Raw genomic sequence first — 20,969 nt, 5'->3', positions numbered from 1 at the left:
CTGTTCTTGAAGTAAGGACGGTCCACGATGAACCAGAAGTGCTCTCCCGAGATGCGTGAGCGTGTGCTGTGGATGCTTGACCAGGTCCGAGCCTCTGGTGAGCATCCGAACCTGATGACCGCGGTCCGACGCGTCGCGGGCCTGCTTGGTGTGAGTCCGGAGACGCTGCGCGTGTGGCATCGCCGCCGCGAGGTCGATACCGGGCAACGTCCCGGCGTCCCGACCGAGATGATCCGTTTCCTCGACGAACATCGAGAGTGGTTTGGGGTCGAGTTCCTGTGCCGCGTCCTAGAGGATGTGGTGCCGGTGGAGTCCTTCGCCGCCGAGGATGTCGGGGAGTACGCGGGCCGGGTCTACGACTATCACCTGGAACATCCGGAGCTTGAACGTCTGCTGCGCTGGGAAGGGCTCGCCTTCGACGCGGGGAACCCCGACGACGAGCGGCGACTGGGGCTGTACAGGGACAAGACGGCCGCCGTCGAGGCAGGGCAGCGGGCAGGCGGCGTCACCGAGGAGATCGATGCGGATCACATGATCTTCCTGATTCTGTCGCTCGCTGGGTGGTGGCCCTCCGTGCCGCAGGTGGCCCGCATGCTGACCGGCCCCGACACCGAGGCGGAGCGTGCCAGACGTAGGGAATCGGTGGTGCGGGCGGCCCGCCGGATCGCCCGGCCGGATTGATCCCGTATGTCGGCCATCAGCGCCTTCACGAAGGTGTGTCCCACGCCCGCCGGATCGCCCGGCCGGATTGATCCCGTATGCCGTCGGGCAGAAAGCCGAGTGCGTTTGACTAAACGGGACGGCAAGATGGTGGGCATGCCGGGCCTTCTTGATGACGAGCGCCGCCGGATCCTCGCGTTCTGGCGGCTGCTGGAGTTTTTCAGCCCGCAGTCGATGCCCAGGCCGACATCCCTGGCCGATGGGTCCGGGAACGAACAGGTGATCGATTGGAAACCATCCAGTCCGCTGCCGTGGGAAACCCTCTCCTCCTCAAGGGGTAGGGGCCCCGGGGCCTGGCGACATCTCGTCTTCCTGGGCGTGTACCGGTTCAAGGACACCTACGACTGGCTCCGCAAGATCTCGGGGGACGGCTCCGGCCGCGCCGAGCGGCCCGCGGGCAGGGGCGCCTGCGTCGGTCTTGTGCTGGACGAGGACGGGCGGATCATCCCGGACTCCGCGGTGCTGTCGTCATCGCTCTGGGCCGTCGGGAGAATCGCCCACGGGCAGCTCCCAGGGGCCGAATGGGTCGACGAGTTCGGTGCCGCGCAGGCCCGGCTGGGGGAGAGCATAAGCTCCTTTGAACGGGCCAGGCGGGCGAGTATCGAGGGGGAACTGCCGCCGCCCCAGGACGCCGACTCCCTGCGGGAACTGCTGCGCATCGTCCAGAAAACCTGGGGTATTGAGGGCGTCCGCGATCTGTCCATGGACCGGATCATCGTGAGAAGCCAGTGGGTGGACGACCGGCGCAGCGAGGAAAACCCGGACCCCGACTTCCTGAACAGCTGTTTCCGCACGGAACTGGACGCCGTGATCGCGGAACTGGAGGCCGACGAGCGGCTGGGAGCCGCGCTGAGCGCCTACCTGACCCGTGACGACGAACTCGACGAGACCGGGCGGGTGGACATCGCCGATCATCCCGATGCGCTGGATGCCCTGACCCTTCCGGAACGGCTTCCCGCCGGACGCTGGCCCCGCGACCCGGAGCAGTCGCCGACCCTGAGGCAGCAGTTCGTGACGAACCGCGCCCTGGACGACCTGGCGCCCGGACAGGGACTCATGGGCATCAATGCGGCACCCGGTGAGGGCGGAACCGTCGTGCTGCGCGACATCCTGGCCGGCAACATCGTCGAACGCGCCCGGCGCCTGGCGTCGCTGTCGCACCCGATGGAGGCGTTCACCGCTGAGGAACACAGCTGGAAGGACGCCAAGGGATTCCAACGCGTGGTCCTGCAGCTGCGTGAGGAGTTCTGCGGATTCGAGACGGTGGTGATCTCCGAAAACGACAAGACCGCCGCGGGATTCGCCGCGGAACTCACGGGCCGGGAGGCCTTGGGGCGGCCGTGGCGGGAATCGGCGAATTATTTCGCCGACATAGCGACCGCGATCCGTGGCGGGGAAAAACCCTGTGAGGTCCAAGGGCCCGGGGGAGCCTGGGGAATGGTCGCGGCCTGGCTGGGGAACAGGAAAACCCGGGAGGCGTTCAGATCCGAGTACTGGTTCGACAAACCGGGCCCCGGCGACGGGGAGGCCGGTTGCGTCAGGATGCTCGGCAGATTACGGGACTGGCGCGACGGCAAGGCCTCCCACCAGAGCTGGTGGCTGGCCAAGCACAACTTCCACCAGGCCGAGAAGAAGGTGAAACGCCTGACCCGTGCGATGGCCGATGCCCGCGACGCGATGCTGAACCACCAAGAACTCGTGGAACGCGAACACCTTCTGCGGAAACGCATCCCGGAGGTGGCGAAGGAACTCGCCGCAGTCGAATCCGAGCTGACGGCCAACGCCGAGGCGAAGGAACAGGCCGAACGAAGGGTCTCGGAAACCACCACCGAGCACTACAGGACGCTCGCCTTCAAACCCGGGGCGACCGAGTTCGTGCTCACCCTCGGCAGCTCCGCCCGGGAGTGGCGGAAGCAGCGTGACGTGGCGGCAGTCGAACTTCAGGAGGCGGAGCAGGAGTACCAGCGCAGACTCGAACGCGGCGAGGAAATCCGGGCCCGTTTCGAGAAACTGCGGATGGAGCAGGTCGAGATGGGGCCGGAGCTGGAGGGCATCGGGGCCGAACTGGATCAGCTGCGCCGCGAGATCAAGAAGAACCGGAGACGACTCGGCGAGAACTACCCCGACGAAGAATGGGTGGGCCAGAGGCGCGAACTCAACGCCCCGTGGCTGGAGGCCGAACTGGAAACCGCCCGCTCCGAACTCTTCCTGGCCGCGATGCGGCTCCACGAGGACTTCTTGTCCGGGACCGCCGTTCGCATGGTGGGTGCGTTGGGGACCGCCGTCGATGTCGTCGCCGGGAGGGTCCCGGAGAACCTGGAACCCGAGAAGATACGGGCCGCCTGGCAGCTCTTCTTCCTGGCGGTCCCGGTGGTCGCCACCACCCGTGAGGCGTTCGCGGAGATGTTCGGCGAGTTCGGTCCGGAAGGTCTCGGGTGGGTGATCGTCGAGCGGGCCGACCGGGTCGCCCCGCAACGTGTGCTGAAAGCCCTCCGGGCCGCCCGACGGGCGATCACCATCGGGGAATCGGCCAGGTCCCGGACGGTCACGCTCCCGGGCAGGGTGTTGGCCAAGATGGCCGACGCCTGCGGGATTTCGGCCACCTGGGTGCCGCCCCGGGCCTCGGCCCAGACCCTGCCGGACCGGGTCGCCAGGTTCGGCACCCTTCAGAGCCGGGGCGAGGGTGAGGAGGAAAAGAGGTGGGTGAGCGTTCCGCTCGCCCACCTTCCTGCCGGGACCCGGAATGACGGGACAGCGAATTAGGATTACCTAACCGATAGTCCAGGAGGATGCCATGACGTTTGTGAACATCACCGCCCTGAAGATTCCCGAGGGGGCGGGACCGGAGGTTGAGAAACGATTCGCCGCCCGCAGGCGCTCGGTGGATGCGGCCGAGGGGTTCGAGGGTTTCGAGTTGTTGCGCCCCCGGTTCGGTGAGGACCGTTACTTCGTCGTCACCCGCTGGGACACCCGCGAACACTACGACGCCTGGGTGGCCGGCCGTGACACGAGCGCCCACGCCGATGACGAACGCCGCGGAATGTCCATCGAGCTGTTGGGATTCGAGGTCGTCCAGCACGACGAGTAGAACGAGCGGATCGCGACGGCCGCTCAGGTGTCGGTGATGGTGCAGGTGCGCGTGCCACCGGTGCACCCGGTGCCGTCGGGCGCGCAGTTCCTGACCGGCATGGTCGTTGTTCCCGGGGCGTGACCGGGTCCGGGGAAGAGCGAAACCCTCAGTCCATCTCGAAGGTCTCGCCCCGGTGGGGGAAGGGCAGGCGGTGCCCTTTGGGCAGCAGGAAGGCGTGCTCGCGGGTGATGGACAACGGGTCGCAGTAGCCGTCGGTGATGACAAGCAGCGGGCCGTCCTTCGGGAAGTCCGGGGCACTCTCCAGCAGGTGAACGCCCGGCTGCAGCACCGTCCCGCCGCGCCCCCTGACCTGCACACGACCCGCGATGTCCCCGGGCGGCATGTATCCCAGGTCGTAGGGGGCGGCGTCACAGCACACCACCCGCACGGCCGGGACCTCCTTGGCCTCGGCATAGCTGGCGATGGCCCCGAGCGCCTTGGCGAGGGTGTGACGATCCATGGACCCCGACGTGTCGAGGACGACCCCGAAGGTGCGGCCGTCGCGCTGCCGCGGGTCGGGGGCGATGTGCGGGCGGGGAATGTCGGGGGTGCTGGCCTGGCGGCGGCTCAGCCGCGTCCAAACCCGATGGGTCTCGACCGGCGGGAAGTGGTTGTCGAACCAACGGGCCAGTTTCACCTCCCACGGGATGGGCGGTTGCAGGACCGCATTGATCTCCTCCAACAGGCCCGCGGGTATCAGGCCTCTGTGTTGCTGCTGGTGCAGCAACAGACCCTTGCCGAGCTGCTCCCGGCAGAAATCGTCCAGGTCGGTGCAGGAAATCCCGTTCGGATTCAGCCGGCGGGTCAGCATGTCGCCCTGCCCACCCGCGAAGGAACAGAGTTTCCGCAGCCTCCGGATGTCGTTGGCGATGCGATCGTAGACCTCCTCCGCCGACATGCCCCGCAGCGCCGGGTCGTACAGCAGACCAATGGCCGGGGCCGTGCCGACCTGCATCTGGATCAGCCAATCGTTGATGACGAAATCGCAGGCGGCGTTCCACAGGCCGTGGTCGCGTCCCCGGGAACGTGATCTGTGCCGCAGGGCGACGTGCAAAACCTCGTGGGCGAGAACGAAACGCTTCTCCTGCTCGTTCAGCCCGGCGGCGGGATTCAGGTAGATGGTGCGCAGGTCTTCATCGACGGCGGCGACGGAGATTTTCTCGCGATGGCAGACCTCCGCCTTCTCCACGATCTCGAACGTCGCCACCATGCTGCCGAGAAGGGGAAAACTGCTGATGAACCAGTCGCGTGCGCGGCGGGTCGTGGCGCTCAGCGAGTCCGGGTGATCAACCGGTTTCGCGTCGAATTCGTCGCGCAGCCCGGCGGCCATCTCCATGGACTGTGTGACGGATTCGGCGATCCCGATCGCGAACTGTTCTGGCCAGGACCAGTTCTGGTAGTGGGGCTCCGGACCCCACTTGCCGGGGTTTTCCATCGTCGGGCGACATGGTCCCGGCAGTCGTAGGGCCATCGCCCACGAGGGAATTCCCTCCTCGCAGAACTGGCGGTACCAGCGTTCCTCGTTCCACTGCGGCAACCCGCCCGGAAGTGTCATCTCCACCGGAGGGCGACCCAACGCGAGACTCTGCACGAAACGAGCGGTGACCACGTCACAGGCCGCGCTCCACGCATCCCAGTCGCCGTGGTCGCGTTTCCACAGCTCCATGGCGTACAGCAGCAGGGCGCGGGCCCTCACGTACACCCATTCCTCGGGCAGGGCGAGCCGCTTCGGGTGGAGGTGGACCAGGTCGTCACGAAACACCACCGACCAGCCGTCACCGGGACAGGCGGAACGGTCGTCGTACACCCAGGCCACATGTCCTGAGAGCCGACTGAACACGGGATGCTGTCGCAGCAGCTCGCCACCCTCCCAGTGGGCTTCGGCGGCCGGATTCGGCCTCGACCTCGCACGGCTCACGGTGTGCGGCGTTCCACGAGTCGGGGCAGGTCACGGACCACCTCCACCATGTACCAGGCGGGCAGGGTCTCTCCGTTCTCCTCCGCGACGACGACCTGCGCCATTTCCAGGCTGATCTGCGCCAGGTTCTTGAGCATCGCCTTGGAGGTGTGCACCAGGTGTTGGGTATCACCGGTGCTGCGGTTCTTCTCCGGAGGCAGCTGCTTCAGCAGTCGCGCCCGGAAGGCCTGCGCCAGGAAGTACAGCAGGTCGCGGTCCGCGGGGTCGGCGGGCCAGCGGGCGTCGCCCTTGAGGATGGCGTCGAGGCGGTGCCGGTCGGCGGCCAGTTTCCCGAACGCCTTGAACTGTGCGGCGTGCCTCGGGGTCAGGCAACCACTGGCGATGACCTCCACCATGTGCGCCGGGACATCACCGGGGAAATTGTGCAACGCGTCGCTGAGCATGTGCCACGACCGAGGGGTGGAGAACGGTTCTTCGTGGCGCGGCGGTTGGCTCCACAGATGGTCAGGGCGTTGCGTCAGGTAGTCGATCACCAGCGGATGCAGCCCGGCTTCCGTGGCCCACGCCAGCCATTGACTGGCAGAGACCCGCATGTGGACGTGGATCATGCGGTTCAGAAGCGCCGACGACATGGGTTTGACGATGGCCGAGTCCTGCGCCCGGTTACCGGCCCCGATGACGATGGATCCCTCGGGTAGCTCGTACTCGCCGACACGACGGTCGTGAATGAGACTGTAGAAAGCCTTCTGGACGTCCTGTGAACAGGCGTTGAGTTCATCCAGGAACAGGCAGTACGGTTCTTCGCGGGCGATCATGGCGGGTGGGCGGAACCGGGTGATGCCGTCGGTGATCTGCGGCACACCGATGAGATCCTCAGGGGCCAGTTGACTGCCCAGCAGCGACACACATTCCAGGCCGACGCTCGCCGCGAACTTCTCGACCAGGGCGGATTTGCCGATACCCGGCGGACCCCAGATGAACACGGGGCGCACGGTCGCCACGTTTAGGAGGAAATCACTCAGTTCCTCGGGAGTGAGGGAGGTTGCGGTCTGCATGCGGGCTTTCTGGGACTTTGACGCCCGATGCTGCTGATGCACCGGACTTGCGATGGGGCCGGTATGTTCCCATGGGCCGCGCTCCGGTGTCCACTTCAGGACTGTCACCGATTGCTGTGAATCCGCGGAACGTCACATTTCCGTAAGGATTTCTTCCTGTTCCCCGTCATCCCGACGGCGGAAGACTCCCCGGTATGAAGAAATACCTCCTGCCCCTGGCCCTGTCAGCCGTCATCGTGCTCGGCGGCTGCTCCCAAGCGAACTCGTCCCCCGATGCCATGTCTTCCGCGAAGTCTCCCTCCTCGGCCATGTCGCACGGTGATGCGGCGTCCCAGTCCTACATCACCTACGACCAGTACCAGGCCTCCAAGGACAAGTACGCCGACTCGAAAGTAGTGCTGTTCTTCAACGCCAAGTGGTGCCCCGACTGCCGGGCCATCAACGAGGCGCTGACCTCCGATCCCGGGAAGATCCCCGCGAAGACCACCGTGGTGAGCGTCGACTACGACCAGCACACCGATCTGCGGCAACGCTACGGGGTGACGACGCAACACACCTTCGTGCAGATAGACACCAACGGCGAGAAGACACGCCAATGGGTCAGCACTTCGGTGGATGCCCTGCTCAAGGAACTCCAGGGCTGAGTTCATGATCGTCACCGCTCTGCTCTCCCTGGTCGCAGGTGTCCTGACGGTGCTGGCGCCGTGCGTGTTGCCGTTCCTGCCGGTCATCGTCGGCGGAAGCCTGGGACACGGTTCCAGGCGCCGCCCCTACCTGATCGCGGCCTCGCTCGTCGTGTCGCTGCTGGTTTTCACGCTGCTGCTGAAAGCCAGCACCGCCTTCCTCAGCATCGATCCGCGCGTCTGGGCCATCGGGTCGGGCGTGCTGGTGATCCTGCTGGGGGTCGCGATGCTCTTCCCCGGTTTGTGGGCCCGGGTAGCCCGGTGGACCAAGCTGGAGGCTGCCCACGGCCTCCTCGGGAAGGCCCGCAACCAGCGTGGCGAAACCGCGGGGGCACTCCTGACCGGCGCCGCACTCGGGCCGGTGTTCAGCAGCTGCTCGCCAACCTACGCGTGGGTCATCGCGACGGTACTGCCCGCCAGTCCCGTCGCAGGCATGATCTACCTGGGTATTTACTGTGCGGGCATGGCGGGGGCGCTGCTGGGTATCTCCCTGGCGGGCCGCAGGCTCGTCGATCGGCTCGGCTGGGCCTCGAACCCGCGCGGCTGGTTCCAGCGTGCCATCGCGGCACTGTTCATCGTCGTGGGTCTGTTCGTTTCCACGGGCCTGGACAAGGCACTCCAGACCTGGGCCGTCGACAAGTTTCCCGCGCTCACGGCCTTCGAACAGGGACTCATCCCCCAGAGCAACGCGGCCCCCGGGGTGGCGGGCAATGCCGAACAACGGCAGCTCGGCCCGGCCCCGGAACTGGCCGGTATCTCCCACTGGGTCAACAGCAACCCCACCACCCTGGCCGACCTCAGGGGCAAGGTCGTGCTGGTTGACTTCTGGACCTACAGCTGCATCAACTGCATGCGCACCCAGCCCTACCTGAATGCCTGGTACGACCGCTACCGTGCCGCCGGACTGGAGATCATCGGCGTGCACGCGCCCGAGTTCACCTTCGAAAAAGTGCCGGAGAACGTCGAGAAGGCGGTGCGTGACGCGGGCATCAAGTACCCAGTGGCCCTGGACAACGACTTCGCCACCTGGCGTGCCTACCACAACCGGTACTGGCCCGCGAAATACCTGATCGACAAGGACGGCGACATTCGCTGGACGCACTTCGGCGAGGGCAACTATGACGAGGCGGAGAAACAGATCCGCGACCTGCTCGGCGAAACCGGGGACAAGGCCGGGGTCACCGGGGAAACCACGCAGCCCACGCGGGGACAGTCACCGGAAACCTACCTCGGTACCCGGCGCGCCTCCGGTAACGAAACCCGGTTGGAGACCGGGGAACGCGACTACGGCCAGAACCCCGCACCCGGTGCCACCAATCGGTGGAGCCTGTCCGGGAGCTGGACGGCCGGCGACGAATCGATCACCGCCGCCCGGGACGGGGCGCAACTGAACTATCGCTTCGCCGGGCGTGAGATGTTCCTGGTGATGGACGGTCCCGCAGGGGCGAAGGTGCGCGTCCAGGTCGAGGGCGGCGGTCCACCCGGTGGGGCCGACGTGCAGGGCGAGGAGGTGACGATCTCCGGTGCCCGCCTGTACCGGCTGGTGCGGCTGCCCGAGGCCACCCGGGGAACCACCGTCACCCTGACCTTCGACAAAGGCGTGAGCGCCAATGCATTCACATTCGGATGAGCAGCCCTACCCTGAGCCCATGGGAAACATCCTGCTCGTCGACGACGATCCGACCGTGCGCGGTGTGGTCTCCGACTACCTGCGTGCGGCCGGGCACAGCATCACCGAGGTATCCGACGGGATCAGCGCCCTGGAACTCGCCGACGGCTGCGACCTGGTGATCCTGGACCTCATGCTGCCCGGTATCGACGGCCTCGAGGTGTTCCGGCGGATCCGCTCCCGCGGGGTGGTCGCACCGGTGATCATGCTCACCGCCAAGGGCTCGGAGGCCGACCGGGTGCTGGGCCTAGAACTCGGCGCCGACGACTACCTGGCCAAACCGTTCAGCCCCCGCGAACTCGTGTTGAGGGTCAACGCGGTGCTGCGACGACAGCAACCCCGGCCCGAACGGGAGATCATCACCGACGGCGACCTCACCCTCGACCTCACCGCCCGGAAAGCCACCCTCGCGGGCGAGACGTTGACGCTCACGCTCCGCGAGTTCGACCTGCTCGCCCACCTGGTAACCCATCCCGAGAAGGTCTTCTCCCGTGAGGAACTGATGCGCGTGGTGTGGGGCTGGGACGTCGGCGACGCATCCACGGTGACGGTGCACGTGCGGCGGCTGCGTGGGAAGGTGGAGACCGACCCGCAGCACCCCACCCGGCTGGTGACGGTGTGGGGTCGCGGATACCGGTGGGAGGCCTCGTGACCGGGCAGCTGCTGATCGTCGCCGCCGTCACCCTGCTGGTGGGTCTGGGCTGCACCGCCATGACCCTGAGCGTGGCGAGGCGTTCCGTTCGCTGGGCCGCCCTGCTGAGCCCAATCACCGTCGTCGTGACCGTTGGGGTCGGGATGCTGGTCGGGGTGCGGCTGATGCTCATTGAATCGGTGGGGGTGCCGCTGCTGCTGCTGGCCGCCACCGTTCCCGCGGCCCTGCTGGCGGGCGTGCTGGTGGCGTTGCGCAGCCAGCGGGTGATCGCGGAGGCCGCGGCGGCGCTGGAACAGGAACGCCGCCGGCGCGAGGTGGAGCAGGGCAGGCGGGAACTCATCGCGTGGCTGTCCCACGACCTGCGCACCCCGCTCGCCGGTATCAGGGCGATGGGCGAGGCGCTGGAGGACGGCATCGCCCCGGACCCCGCCAGCTACCACCGCGCCATCGTCGCGGAGGCCGAACGCACCGCCGCCATGGTCGACGACGTCCTGGCGCTGGCCGGGCTGCAGTCCGGCACCCTGGAGCTGAACTCCGAGACGGTGACCGTCAGCGACCTGGTCTCCGACCTCGTCGGCAACCTCACCCCGCTCGCCCTGCGCCGCGACGTGCGCCTCACGGGTTCCGTCGAGGGGGACTCCAGCGACGTCACGGGAGACGCGGGACTGCTGTCAAGGGCGCTGCAGAACATCATCGGAAACGCCATCGCCTACACCCGTCCCGGAACCGAGGTGACCGTGGTCGTCAGCGGCGGCGACGACACCGTGCGGGTGCAGGTCCGCGACGGCTGCGGCGGGTTGAGCCCGGAGGCCCTGGAGAAGTCCTTCACCGCCGGTTGGCGCGGCGACCGGGCCCGCACCCCCGGCGTGGGATCGGGAAACGGTCTCGGCCTGCCGATCGTCCGCACCATAGTCGCGGCCCATTGGGGCACCGTTTACCTGCGGAACCGGCCGCCGGGCTGTGAGGTCACGATCGAACTGCCGAGAGCAACCGGAGGGGTTGAGGCCCCTCACCCGGCCAGGTACTCGGCGACGTAGTCGACGTCCTTGTCCCCGCGGCCCGACAGGTTCACGATCAGCACCTCATCGGGGCTCATCGTCGGCGCCAGCCGGATGGCGTGCGCCAGGGCGTGAGACGACTCCAGGGCGGGGATGATGCCCTCGGTGCGGCACAGCAGCTTGAAGGCGGCGATGGTCTCGTCGTCGGAGGCGGTGACGTACTCGACGCGACCCATCTCCCGCAGGAAGGCGTGCTGCGGACCGACCCCCGGGTAGTCCAGCCCGGAAGCGATGGAGTGCACCTCCGAGGGGTTGCCGTCCTCGTCCTGCAGCAGCAGCGTGCGCATGCCGTGCAGCATCCCCGGGGTACCGAGGGTGATCGTCGCGGCGTGCTGGCCGGGTACGTCGAGGTTGCGGCCCGCGGGTTCGACGCCGAACATCTTCACCGGCTCGTCCTCCAGGAAGGCGGTGAACAATCCCAGGGCGTTCGAGCCACCGCCGACGGCGGCCACCAGCGCATCCGGCAGGCGCCCCTCCTTCTCCAGCACCTGACGGCGGGCCTCGCGGCCGACGATCGACTGGAAGTCCCGCACCATCGACGGGTACGGGTCCGGGCCGACAGCAGAGCCGATGGCGAAGAAGGTATCGGCGTAGTCGGTGGCGAAAACCGAGAAGGCCGAGTCGACGGCCTCCTTGAGGGTCTGCCCACCCGAGGTGACCGACACCACCTTCGCGCCCAGCATCTCCATCCGCACCACGTTGGGATGCTGCTTGGCCACGTCGACGGCGCCCATGTGGATCTCGCACTCCAGGCCCAGCAGGGCCGCCGCCGTCGCCAGCGCCACGCCGTGCTGCCCCGCGCCGGTTTCCGCGATCAGCTTCTTCTTGCCCATCCGCTTGGCCAGCAGCCCCTCGCCCAGGCAGTGGTTGATCTTGTGGGCTCCGGTGTGGTTGAGGTCCTCACGTTTGAGGTAGATCTTCGCTCCGCCGAGGTGCCTGGTCAGCCCGGCCGCCAGGAACAGCGGCGACGGGCGACCGACGTAATCGGCCAGCAGGGCCTCGTAGTCGGCCTGGAAACCGGGGTCCTGGCGGGCCTCCGCGTAGGCAGCTGCCACCTCGGCGATGGGAGCTTCGAGCTGCGGGGGCAGGAAACGACCGCCGTGGTTCCCGAAGAACCCGGCCTCGTCAGCGTGGATCAGCGAAGTCATGTCGCGAATGTTATCGCTGGTCGGCGGGATGGTCGTCCGCGGTTGCAACCTCGGGTGCATCCTCGGAGTAGATCCCGGGCGCGTCGTAGATCAGCGATGCCCCGTCGGCGGCCTTCCGGAGTTCGTGCGGGGCGATGGCGTGGGCGATGTGGTAGACGGCCACGGTCACGATGGTGCCGAGCGCGATACCACCCAGGGTGAACCCCTCGGTGATCGGGAGTTTCACGTCGCCGATGCCGATGATGATGCCCGCGGCAGCCGGGATCAGGTTGATGGGATTGCCGAAGTCGACGTGGTTCTCCTTCCAGATCTTCGCGCCCAGCAGGCCGATCATCCCGTACAGCACCACGCAGATCCCGCCCAGCACAGCACCGGGGGTGGCGGAGATCACCGCCCCGAACTTCGGTGACAGGCCGAAACAGATCGCGACCAGGGAGGCAACCACGTAGGCGGCCGTCGAGTAGACGCGGGTGGCGGCCATCACCCCGATGTTCTCCGCATAGGTGGTGGTCGGCCCGGCACCCACGAGGGTCGCGAGCATCGAACCGCCACCGTCGGCGGCGATCGCGCGTCCCATCATCGGGTCCAGGTTCTCGCCCGTCATCTCCGCCACGGCCTTGACGTGACCGGCGTTCTCGGCGATCAGCGCGATCACCACCGGCAGGGCGATGATGATGGCCCCCAGCGAGAACTGCGGAAGGTGGAAACCGACGACGTTGCCCGCGCCGCCGAAACGCCAGGTGGTCAGGTCGGTGACGGGCGGCAGGCCGAACCAGTTGGCGGCCTCGACGGCAGACCAGTCGACGCGCATTTTCTCGGTGACGGTGCCGTCGGCGGCGGCGCTGCGCATCGGCCCGAAAGCCAGGTCGAAAACCCAGCTCAGGAGGTAGCCGGCCACCAGCGACAGGAAGATGGCGATGCGCCCGAGGAAACCGCGCAACCCCACGCTGAGCGCGATCACGATGAGCATGACGATGAACGCCAGCCACGGATCCTGCGGCCAGTAAACGTTCGCGACCACCGGGGCCAGGTTGAAGCCGATCAGCATCACGACCGCACCGGTCACCACGGGTGGCAGGGTCTTGTGGATCACCCGGGAACCCGCGAAGTGGATGATCAGACCCACCATGAACAGGGCCAACCCGACCACGAAGAGCGCACCCGAAAGGGTGGCCGGGTTGCCGCCCGCCGAGTAGATCGCAGTCGCGACACCCACGAAGGAGGCCGACGACCCGAGATAGCTCGGCACGCGGTGTTTCACGACGAGCAGGAAGATCAACGTCGCGATACCGCTCATCATCACCGCGAGCTGCGGGTTGAGTCCCATCAGAAGCGGGAACACGAAAGTGGCGCCGAACATCGCCACGACGTGCTGGGCTCCGAGCCCGATCGTGCGTCCCCAACCGAGCCGTTCGGTCGGGGCAACCACCGCCCCGGGAATGAGGATTCCGTTGTTGTGCAGCTTCCAGCCGAACATTGCCCAGTCCTTTCGTCGCGGGCATGTTACTGCCCTTGCCGGGGTGGAAAACAAGTGGCGCCACCATTCATGAACAATTCGGAGGGTTTTCCCCGAAGCTGGTTGAGCCGGCCTGCGAGCGTCAGCGAGTGGGTCGTGTCGGGCCATTCTGAGTCAAGCTGGTTGAGCCGACCTGCGAGCGTCAGCGAGTGGGGCGTGTCGAAACCAGGGTGAGGGTGTCGGGGGTGTCGGGGTTGGGTTTGTTGTTCGGGTGCCGGGTGGTTTCGACTCGGGTCGCTCGTTCCTCGCTCCCCGGCTCAACCAGCGTCGGGGGTGGAAGTTGGTTGAGCCGGCCTGCGAGCGTCAGCGAGTGGGTCGTGTCGAAAACCGTGGTGATCGTGGGCGGGGATCCGGGGAAGGGCTTCGGGACCCGGCTAGGGTTGGGTCATGGTGCTGGATGTGGTTGTGATCGGGGCCAGTGTCGCGGGGTTGACCGCGGCCCGACGCCTGGCCGCGGAGGGTTTTTCCGTGGCGGTTCTCGACCCGAACCAGGCACACGTGACCGCGGCCATCGGTCACGGGGTAGCGGCCTGCGCACATGCCAGCACCGTGGCGAACATGGCCGGTGCCTATGGCGACGAGGCGGCGCGGGAACACGTGAGACGCAACCTGGCGGGGCTGGAGGAGATCCGGGGGGTCGCGGCCGCCGGCGCGCTGGAACTGACCGAGGTGGAACTTCACGACCACTCCCTGGGTGTCGCCCTGGACCGGGAACTGAACCGGGTGCTGGAGCTGATCGGTGGCGGCGGGGCGGAGGTCTCGCTGCTGCCCGCCGAAGCGAGCAGCCGGGCGGCGGCGGGGCTGCGTTCCCCAGCGCTGCTGGTCGACCCGGCCGACTACGCCGCCATTTTGGAGGAGCAGGCCGAATCCGCCGGTGCCAGGATCCTTCACGACGTCACCGTCACCCGGATCAAACGCCTCGACGGGGCAACCCAGGTGGCTTTCCGGCGGAACCTGGCGTGGTCACGGGACCTGGAGGTCCTCACCGCGCACGCCGTCGTCGACACCCTCGCGGTGAGCCCGTGGGGGTCGGTGGCGGGTGTGGGACGGCCGCAGTACGTGCCGACCCTGCGGTTGCGGGGCGTCGACGTGCCCGGGAAGGTGACGTTGTTGGCCGGCCCGCCCACCTGGCTGATCCGTCCCATCGGTGACGAGGTGCTGCTGCTCGGCCCGAAATGCGCCCGCGTCCAGGTGACCGAGGCCGCGGCGGCGCTCAAGAACTGGGCCGCAACCGAGTTCGGGGCCCGCGACGTGACCCCGGGCCAGCTCATCATCGACCCCAGCGACCACGGCCGCCCGGTCGTCGGGGCCTCCGCGATACCGGGCGGTTTCTACACCCGCGGCAACGGCCGGGGTGAGCTGATGAACGGCACCGCTTCGGGCTGCTACCTGGCGGCCCTGCTGCTCGGGGTCGACGCGGCCCGCAGCGTGTCGCTGCCGTGGGGCTCGAAGGTGCGGGCCGGTGTGGGCCGGCTGCTGCGGCGTCGTTGAGAACACCGGATCGTCTCGCCGCGACACCTTGACCGGTATGTGGCTGGCCGCCGGGGGATTTCAGTCGCCCCCGATACTGTCCTCAGCGGAATCGAAGCGACCCTAGGAGCCCCATGAGCCAACCCGTACCCGACGAGCAACCCATGGCCTGGCGGTCGCTGTGGGCAATGGTGGTGGGGTTCTTCATGATCCTCGTCGACAGCACCATCGTCACCGTCGCCGCCCCGACGATCATGCGCGAACTGAACGCGAACGTCACCTCTGTGGTGTGGGTGACGAGCGCCTACCTGCTGGCCTACGCGGTGCCGCTGCTGATCACCGGACGCCTCGGCGACCGGTTCGGGCCGAAACGGGTCTACCTGATCGGGTTGGTGGTCTTCACCCTCGCATCCCTGGGATGTGGCCTCACCACCACCGTCGAGCTGCTCATCGCCGCCCGGGTGGTGCAGGGGCTGGGCGCCGCGTTGATGACCCCGCAGACCATGACCATCATCACCCGCGTCTTCCCGCCACACCAGCGTGGGATGGCGATGGCCGTTTGGGGTGCGACGGCCGGGCTGGCGATGCTCATCGGCCCGATGCTGGGTGGTTTGCTGATCGGGTTGCTCGGCTGGGAGTGGATCTTCTTCATCAACATCCCCATCGGGGTGGCAGGCTACGTCGCGGCGCAGCGTCTCGTCCCGAACCTGGAACAGCACGCGCACCGTTTCGACTGGGCAGGGGTGGTGCTCTCCGGCATCGGGTTGTTCTGCATCGTCTTCGGTCTGCAGGAAGCCAGCACCCACGACTGGGGGGTGATCGCGGGTCCCGTCTCCGTCTGGTCGCTGCTGGTGGTCGGGGTCTGTTTCCTCGTTGCCTTCGTGGTGTGGCAGTGGCTCAACCCGAACGAGCCACTGATGCCCTTGAAACTGTTCAGGGACCGGAACTTCTCCGTCGCGAACCTGGCCATCGCCCTGGTCGGGATGACCGGTGTCGCCACCCCTTACCCGCTGATGATCTGGGCCCAGCAGGCCCGCGGGATGAGCCCGCTGCTCGCTGCCCTGGTGAACGCACCCGCCGCGGTGGTCACTCTGATCGTGGCGAAATGGAGCGGGCAACTGGTCAACCGGGTGCATCCCCGCTACCTGACCGTCACCGGGGGACTGGTGTGGGCCTCCTCGTTGCTGGCGGCCGGGCGTTTCCTCGACACCACGACACCGGTGTGGGTGCCGATCGTCCTGCTGACCTTCACCGGCGTGGCCAGCAGCATGGTGTTCGGGCCGCTGTCCACCGCCGCGACGGCGAACCTGCCCGCGACCCATGCCGGTGCCGGGTCTGGGGTCTACAACGCCACCCGGCAGATGGGCTCGGTGCTTGGCAGTGCCGTCGTCGCAACCGTGATGAGCACCCTGCTGGCCACTTCGCCGCAAACCCCCGACGGCGTCGCTGCAGCCATGTCGGGGACTCTGCTGCTGCCCGTGGCCTCGATTTTCACGGTGGCCGTCATCGCCTGTTTCCTCGAACGCCCGAAGCACCAGCGGAAGAACTGACCCCGAAGCCGCTCGCCCCGACGACCGGCGTGTCAGATCCAGGTGCCGAACCACATGCGCATCAGCCACTCGGGGCGGGTCAGCAGGCCGTCGGTGAGGATCGGGTAGATGAACATGAAGTGCAGGACCACCAGGCCGACCGCTGAACCCACCACCAAGGCCCGTGCCCGGCGTTTCGGGTGTTTCGCGGGGCCCAGGATCTTGCCCAGCGCCATCGCCAGCCCCGTCACGTAGAAGGGCAGCAGCACGATGGCGTAGAAGAAGAACAACGGGCGGGCCGCGAACTGGAACCAAGGCAGCCACACCGCCAGCACACCCAGGACGGGAACGGCGAACCGCCAGTCACGGCGACCCAGCCACCACCAGATGCCCGCGACCAGCGCGGCGCAGGCCATCCACCACAGCACCGGGGTGCCAATACCGGAGATCACCCGCAGGCAGGTGGTGCCGACGGCCTCGCAACCCTGATCACCCGGCTGGATGTCGTTCTGGGCGTCGATACCGATCGGCCGCACCATCACCAACCAACCCAGCGGATGGGCCTCGTAGGGGTGTTCCGCATCGACCATCATGGTGTTGCCCGTGTGGAACGAGAAAGCGGAGACGTGGTAGTTCCACAACGCCCCGAGGTCGGCTCCGAGCAGTTTCACGACGGGATTGTCCGGGTTCTTGGTCCCCCAGTCACGCAGGTAACCACCCGAGGTGGTCAACCAGCCCGTCCACGAGGCGATGTAGACGGGAACCGCCAGCACCACCGTCGACAGGAAGGCCATGGGGGCGTCCCCGAACAGCGACCTCCACAGGCCCAGGACGTGGGCGTAGAGGATCAGGCCTCCGACGGCACCGACCAGCAGGGCGCCCTGCACGTAACCGGCACGGGAACCGACGATGACCGTGGCGCAGAGCATGAAAACCGCCGCCACGCTCCAGGTGAGCCAGGTGACCTCGAGTCGCCGGCCCGCACCGGCAAGCCTGCGGGCCCCGATGTCCCAGGCCACGGTCAGGATCCCGAACACCGCCACCGCGTAGACGGAATTCCACTTCACCGCGCAGGCCGCGCCGAACATCACCCCGGCGACGAGCCGCCAGGGCCTGAACAGGACCAGCGGCCCGTAGTCGCCGTCCAGGGAGTCCAGGTTGTTTCTGCGCAGGTGACCGGCCAGCCGCAGCCGGAACCAGTCGCGATCCGCGACCAGCGCGGCAACGGCGGCCAGCACGAAGACGGCCTGGAAGATGTCCAGCAGCGCGATCCGGCTCATGGTGAAGGCCAGACCGTCGAAGGTGATCAGCAACCCGGCGATGCCTCCGACCAGCGTGGAACGCGACAGGCGGCGCGCCAGCCGCACCGTCAGCAACACCAGCAGCGCCCCGAAGACGCAGGCCGAGATCCGCCACCCGAAGGGGGTCATCCCGAAGAAGTGTTCGCCGACAGCGATCAGCCACTTGCCCAGCGGCGGATGCACCACGTAGGCCGGGTTGTCGGTGAAACCACTCAGGTCACCGTCCGCGATCCTGGAGTCCGTGTTGAACTGCTTGTTGTCCAGCCACTGCCTTTCGTATCCGGAGTGCAGCAGCCCCCAGGCGTCCTTCGCGTAGTAGGTCTCGTCGAAGACGATCTTCCCCGGGAACTCGAGGTTCCGCACGCGGATCAGGAAAGCGAAGACCGCGAGACCCACGGCTACCAACCAACCGGCCAGCCGGTCCTGGAGCCGACCGTCCTCAAGCGCCTCGATAGTCCTCACCACGCGGACAGTCTAGGGGAGGGGGGTGCAGCGAACCGCCGGCCGGCATCGCCGCAACCGGGCGTGACTTCCGCAACAGGGCCTAGGCTGGCCGGCATGGAACCCACGCGAGGCCGGCTGGTGCTGGCGGCCACCCCCATCGGTTCGCACACCCACGCCAGCCCGGCGCTGCGGGAGGCCCTGGCGAGCGCCGATGTGATCGCCGCCGAGGACACCCGCCGCCTGGCCACGCTGCTGCGCCGCATCGATGTGACCACCACCGCCAGGGTGTTGTCCTGTTTCGAGGGCAACGAGACCTCCCGCACCGCCGAACTGGTCGAGGCGGTGGCCGACGGGCAGGACGTGGTGCTGGTCACCGACGCTGGCATGCCGTCGGTCAGCGACCCCGGGTACCGCCTCGTGGTGGCCTGTGTTGAACGCGACCTGCCGGTCACCGCGGTTCCCGGGCCATCGGCGGTGCTGACGGCACTGGCGGTCTCCGGTCTGCCCAGCGACCGGTTCTGTTTCGAGGGTTTCCTGCCCCGGAAGACGGGGGAGAGGCGCGCCCGGCTGGCGGGACTGGCGGCCGAGGAACGCACCATGATCTTCTTCGAGGCCCCGCACCGGCTCCACGAATGGCTGCTCGACGCCGTCGATGTGCTCGGCGCGGATCGGCGGGCCGTGATCTGCCGGGAATTGACGAAACCCCACGAGGAAATCGTCCGGGACGACCTGGCCGGGCTGGCCGGGTGGGCCGCCGGCGGGGTGCGCGGCGAGGTCACCGTCGTCGTCGCCGGGGCGGAACCGGTCCGGGTCGGGACGGGCGAGGCCCTGGAGCTGGTGGCCTCCCGGATCGCGGATGGTGAGAAACTGTCCCGGGCCGTGCGTGTCGTCGCCGACCTGCTCGGGGTCCCACGCAAGGAACTCTACGAGGCCGCGCTGGCGGCCAGGAAGAAGGAACAATGACCCTTCCAGAACATCTGCCGGCTGCGCCTGACATGCTTCCCGCGCATGTCATCGACAATCACACCCATCTGGGATCCACCACCGAGTACTCCGGTCTCGGTGTCTCGGATTCACTCGATGCCGCGGGCCTGGTCGGGGTGACCGGGGTGGTGGACGTCGGCTGCGACGTGCCGTCCTCGCGCGCCGCGGCGCAGCTGGCGGCAACCGACCCCAGGGTCCGGGCCGCCGTCGCCATCCACCCCAACGACGCCGCCCGGCTCTTCCAGCGCGACGGTCTGGCGGCCCTCGACGCCGAGCTCGCGGAGCTGCCCGCCCTGGCCGCGCTGCCCGGGGTGGTGGCGGTCGGTGAAACCGGTCTGGACTATTACCGCACCCGTGATGCGGAGGCCCAACAGGTGCAGGCCCACAGTTTCCGGTTCCACATCGCACTGGCCCGGGAGAGGAACCTCACCCTCGTCATCCACGACCGCGACGCCCATGCGGACATTCTGAAGGTCCTCGATTCCGTGGAACTTCCCGAGCGGGTCGTGATGCACTGCTTCTCCGGGGACGCGGACTTCGCCCGCGAATGCGCGGATCGTGGTTTCTGGTTGTCCTACCCGGGGGTGGTGACCTTCGGGTCGGCCGGGGCGCTGCGGGAGGCGGTGAAGGTGACGCCCCTGGAACGCATCCTCGTCGAGACCGACGCCCCCTACCTCACGCCGAAACCGCAGCGCGGCAAACCCAACGCCCCCTACCTGCTGCCCCACACCGTCGTCTTCCTGGCCGGCCTGCTCGGCATCGGCCTGGCAGATTTCTGCCGCCGGGTGACGGCCAACACCGAGGCCGCCTACGCGACCCGCTGGGGTGGCGATGACTGATACCGGTCTGCTGGATCCCGCATCGGTGCGGCGCATCGCCGCCGAACTGGAGCTCCGCCCCACCAAACAGCGCGGCCAGAACTTCGTCATCGACGCCAACACGGTGCGGCGCATCGTCTCGCTGTCCGGGATCGGACCCGACGACGTGGTGTTGGAGATCGGGCCCGGGCTGGGGTCGCTGACCCTCGGTCTGCTGGAGGTGGCGAGCGAGGTGAGCGCCATCGAGATCGATGAACGCCTCGCAGGAAGGCTGGGGACCACCGTCGCGCAACGGCTGGGCCGGGACGTGGCGGCGCGCCTGAACGTGGTGGCCGCCGACGCCATGACCGTCACGGAACTGCCGGGCCGGCCGCCGACCGCGGTGGTCGCGAACCTGCCGTACAACGTGTCGGTGCCGGTGCTGATGCATCTCCTGGAGAGTTTCCCGTCGTGGCAGCGGGGTTTGGTGATGGTGCAGCTGGAGGTTGCCGACCGGCTCGCGGCGCAACCCGGTTCGAAGGTCTACGGGGCCCCCAGCGCGAAACTGGCGTGGTGGGCCTCGGCGAAGCGGGTCGGCACCGTGCCCCCGAAGGTGTTCTGGCCCGTGCCGAACGTCGACTCGGGGCTGGTGCGGCTGGAACGCCGCGACCCACCCGCGACCACCGCCACCCGGGAACGGACCTTCGCCGTGATCGACGCGGCCTTCGCGTCGCGCCGCAAAATGCTGCGGGCGGCGCTGTCAGGGATGTTCGGTTCCTCGGCTGCGGCCTCCGAGGCCATTGAATCGGCGGGCATCGATCCACAGGCCCGGGGCGAGGCCCTGGGCATCACGGAATTCGCCGCCATCGCGAGCAGGCAGCAGGTAGGTTGAGCC

General features: G+C 67.8%; 17 protein-coding genes. 12 read left to right on the top strand and 5 right to left on the bottom strand.

Annotation, left to right across the window (positions count from 1 at the left end; translation table 11 throughout):
* Window positions 1-27 precede the first annotated feature (27 nt).
* The 3 genes from ACO6D6_RS06045 (at window position 28) to ACO6D6_RS06035 (ending at window position 3,808) form a co-directional block, all read left to right on the top strand.
* On the top strand, window positions 28-681 hold the full coding sequence (locus ACO6D6_RS06045; protein ID WP_484784098.1) for a TetR/AcrR family transcriptional regulator: 654 nt from the start codon (window positions 28-30) through the stop codon (window positions 679-681).
* 99 nt (window positions 682-780) lie between these two features.
* Window positions 781-3,483, top strand: a complete 2,703-nt coding sequence (locus tag ACO6D6_RS06040; protein ID WP_484784096.1) for a hypothetical protein — start codon at window positions 781-783, stop codon at window positions 3,481-3,483.
* 31 nt (window positions 3,484-3,514) lie between these two features.
* Window positions 3,515-3,808: an antibiotic biosynthesis monooxygenase family protein gene (locus tag ACO6D6_RS06035; protein WP_484784094.1), complete on the top strand. Its 294-nt coding sequence runs from the start codon at window positions 3,515-3,517 to the stop codon at window positions 3,806-3,808.
* Between the two features lie 148 nt (window positions 3,809-3,956).
* Here ACO6D6_RS06035 and ACO6D6_RS06030 read toward each other — a convergent pair whose 3' ends face one another.
* Together ACO6D6_RS06030 and ACO6D6_RS06025 are read right to left on the bottom strand one after the other, a co-directional pair.
* Window positions 3,957-5,768 (bottom strand): vWA domain-containing protein, encoded by a 1,812-nt coding sequence (locus tag ACO6D6_RS06030; RefSeq protein ID WP_484784092.1) that lies wholly within the window; start codon window positions 5,766-5,768, stop codon window positions 3,957-3,959.
* Window positions 5,765-6,823: an AAA family ATPase gene (locus tag ACO6D6_RS06025; protein WP_484784091.1), complete on the bottom strand. Its 1,059-nt coding sequence runs from the start codon at window positions 6,821-6,823 to the stop codon at window positions 5,765-5,767. The genes ACO6D6_RS06030 and ACO6D6_RS06025 overlap by 4 nt, the downstream gene beginning before the upstream one ends.
* A 194-nt stretch (window positions 6,824-7,017) precedes the next feature.
* On the opposite strand from ACO6D6_RS06025, the gene ACO6D6_RS06020 reads away from it, so the two are divergent.
* The 4 genes from ACO6D6_RS06020 to ACO6D6_RS06005 are packed head-to-tail and all read left to right on the top strand — an operon-like array spanning window position 7,018 to window position 10,864.
* Complete coding sequence (locus ACO6D6_RS06020; RefSeq protein WP_484784089.1) at window positions 7,018-7,467, top strand: thioredoxin domain-containing protein; 450 nt, start codon at window positions 7,018-7,020, stop codon at window positions 7,465-7,467.
* Window positions 7,468-7,471: 4 nt separating this feature from the next.
* Entirely contained in the window at window positions 7,472-9,136 is a 1,665-nt protein-coding gene (locus tag ACO6D6_RS06015; protein WP_484784088.1) for a cytochrome c biogenesis protein DipZ, read from the top strand.
* Window positions 9,137-9,155: 19 nt separating this feature from the next.
* A complete protein-coding gene (locus tag ACO6D6_RS06010; RefSeq protein WP_484784087.1) occupies window positions 9,156-9,827 on the top strand; it encodes a response regulator transcription factor in 672 nt (223 codons plus the stop codon).
* Window positions 9,824-10,864, top strand: coding sequence for a sensor histidine kinase (locus ACO6D6_RS06005; RefSeq protein WP_484784085.1), 1,041 nt, complete (start codon window positions 9,824-9,826; stop codon window positions 10,862-10,864). The genes ACO6D6_RS06010 and ACO6D6_RS06005 overlap by 4 nt, the downstream gene beginning before the upstream one ends.
* Here ACO6D6_RS06005 and trpB read toward each other — a convergent pair.
* Complete coding sequence (trpB, locus tag ACO6D6_RS06000) at window positions 10,837-12,033, bottom strand: tryptophan synthase subunit beta (RefSeq protein WP_484784083.1); 1,197 nt, start codon at window positions 12,031-12,033, stop codon at window positions 10,837-10,839. The genes ACO6D6_RS06005 and trpB overlap by 28 nt on opposite strands.
* Window positions 12,034-12,043: 10 nt before the next feature.
* Complete coding sequence (locus tag ACO6D6_RS05995) at window positions 12,044-13,510, bottom strand: uracil-xanthine permease family protein (protein WP_484784081.1); 1,467 nt, start codon at window positions 13,508-13,510, stop codon at window positions 12,044-12,046.
* Between the two features lie 426 nt (window positions 13,511-13,936).
* Between ACO6D6_RS05995 and ACO6D6_RS05990 the strand changes: the two genes are divergently transcribed.
* Both ACO6D6_RS05990 and ACO6D6_RS05985 read left to right on the top strand, forming a co-directional pair.
* Entirely contained in the window at window positions 13,937-15,040 is a 1,104-nt protein-coding gene (locus tag ACO6D6_RS05990) for an NAD(P)/FAD-dependent oxidoreductase (RefSeq protein WP_484784079.1), read from the top strand.
* A 113-nt stretch (window positions 15,041-15,153) separates the two neighbouring features.
* Entirely contained in the window at window positions 15,154-16,569 is a 1,416-nt protein-coding gene (locus ACO6D6_RS05985; protein ID WP_484784077.1) for a DHA2 family efflux MFS transporter permease subunit, read from the top strand.
* A 32-nt stretch (window positions 16,570-16,601) separates the two neighbouring features.
* Here the strand turns inward: ACO6D6_RS05985 and ACO6D6_RS05980 are convergent, their stop codons facing one another.
* Window positions 16,602-18,314 carry a dolichyl-phosphate-mannose--protein mannosyltransferase gene (locus tag ACO6D6_RS05980; RefSeq protein WP_484784075.1) on the bottom strand — a complete coding sequence of 571 codons (1,713 nt, stop codon included), beginning with the start codon at window positions 18,312-18,314 and terminating at the stop codon, window positions 16,602-16,604.
* Between the two features lie 93 nt (window positions 18,315-18,407).
* Between ACO6D6_RS05980 and rsmI the strand changes: the two genes are divergently transcribed.
* Genes rsmI through rsmA form a run of 3 tightly spaced genes read left to right on the top strand, consistent with a single transcriptional unit; the run spans window position 18,408 to window position 20,966 of the window.
* Window positions 18,408-19,256: a 16S rRNA (cytidine(1402)-2'-O)-methyltransferase gene (gene rsmI / locus ACO6D6_RS05975; RefSeq protein ID WP_484784073.1), complete on the top strand. Its 849-nt coding sequence runs from the start codon at window positions 18,408-18,410 to the stop codon at window positions 19,254-19,256.
* Complete coding sequence (locus ACO6D6_RS05970; RefSeq protein ID WP_484784072.1) at window positions 19,253-20,116, top strand: TatD family hydrolase; 864 nt, start codon at window positions 19,253-19,255, stop codon at window positions 20,114-20,116. The genes rsmI and ACO6D6_RS05970 overlap by 4 nt, the downstream gene beginning before the upstream one ends.
* The gene (rsmA, locus tag ACO6D6_RS05965; protein WP_484784070.1) at window positions 20,109-20,966 is read left to right on the top strand and encodes a 16S rRNA (adenine(1518)-N(6)/adenine(1519)-N(6))-dimethyltransferase RsmA; all 858 of its coding nucleotides are present in this window, start codon (window positions 20,109-20,111) and stop codon (window positions 20,964-20,966) included. The genes ACO6D6_RS05970 and rsmA overlap by 8 nt, the downstream gene beginning before the upstream one ends.
* Window positions 20,967-20,969: the final 3 nt, after the last annotated feature.

It is taken from the genome of Arachnia sp. (assembly GCF_057238465.1).
This window is presented reverse-complemented; position numbering and strand designations above follow the sequence as displayed.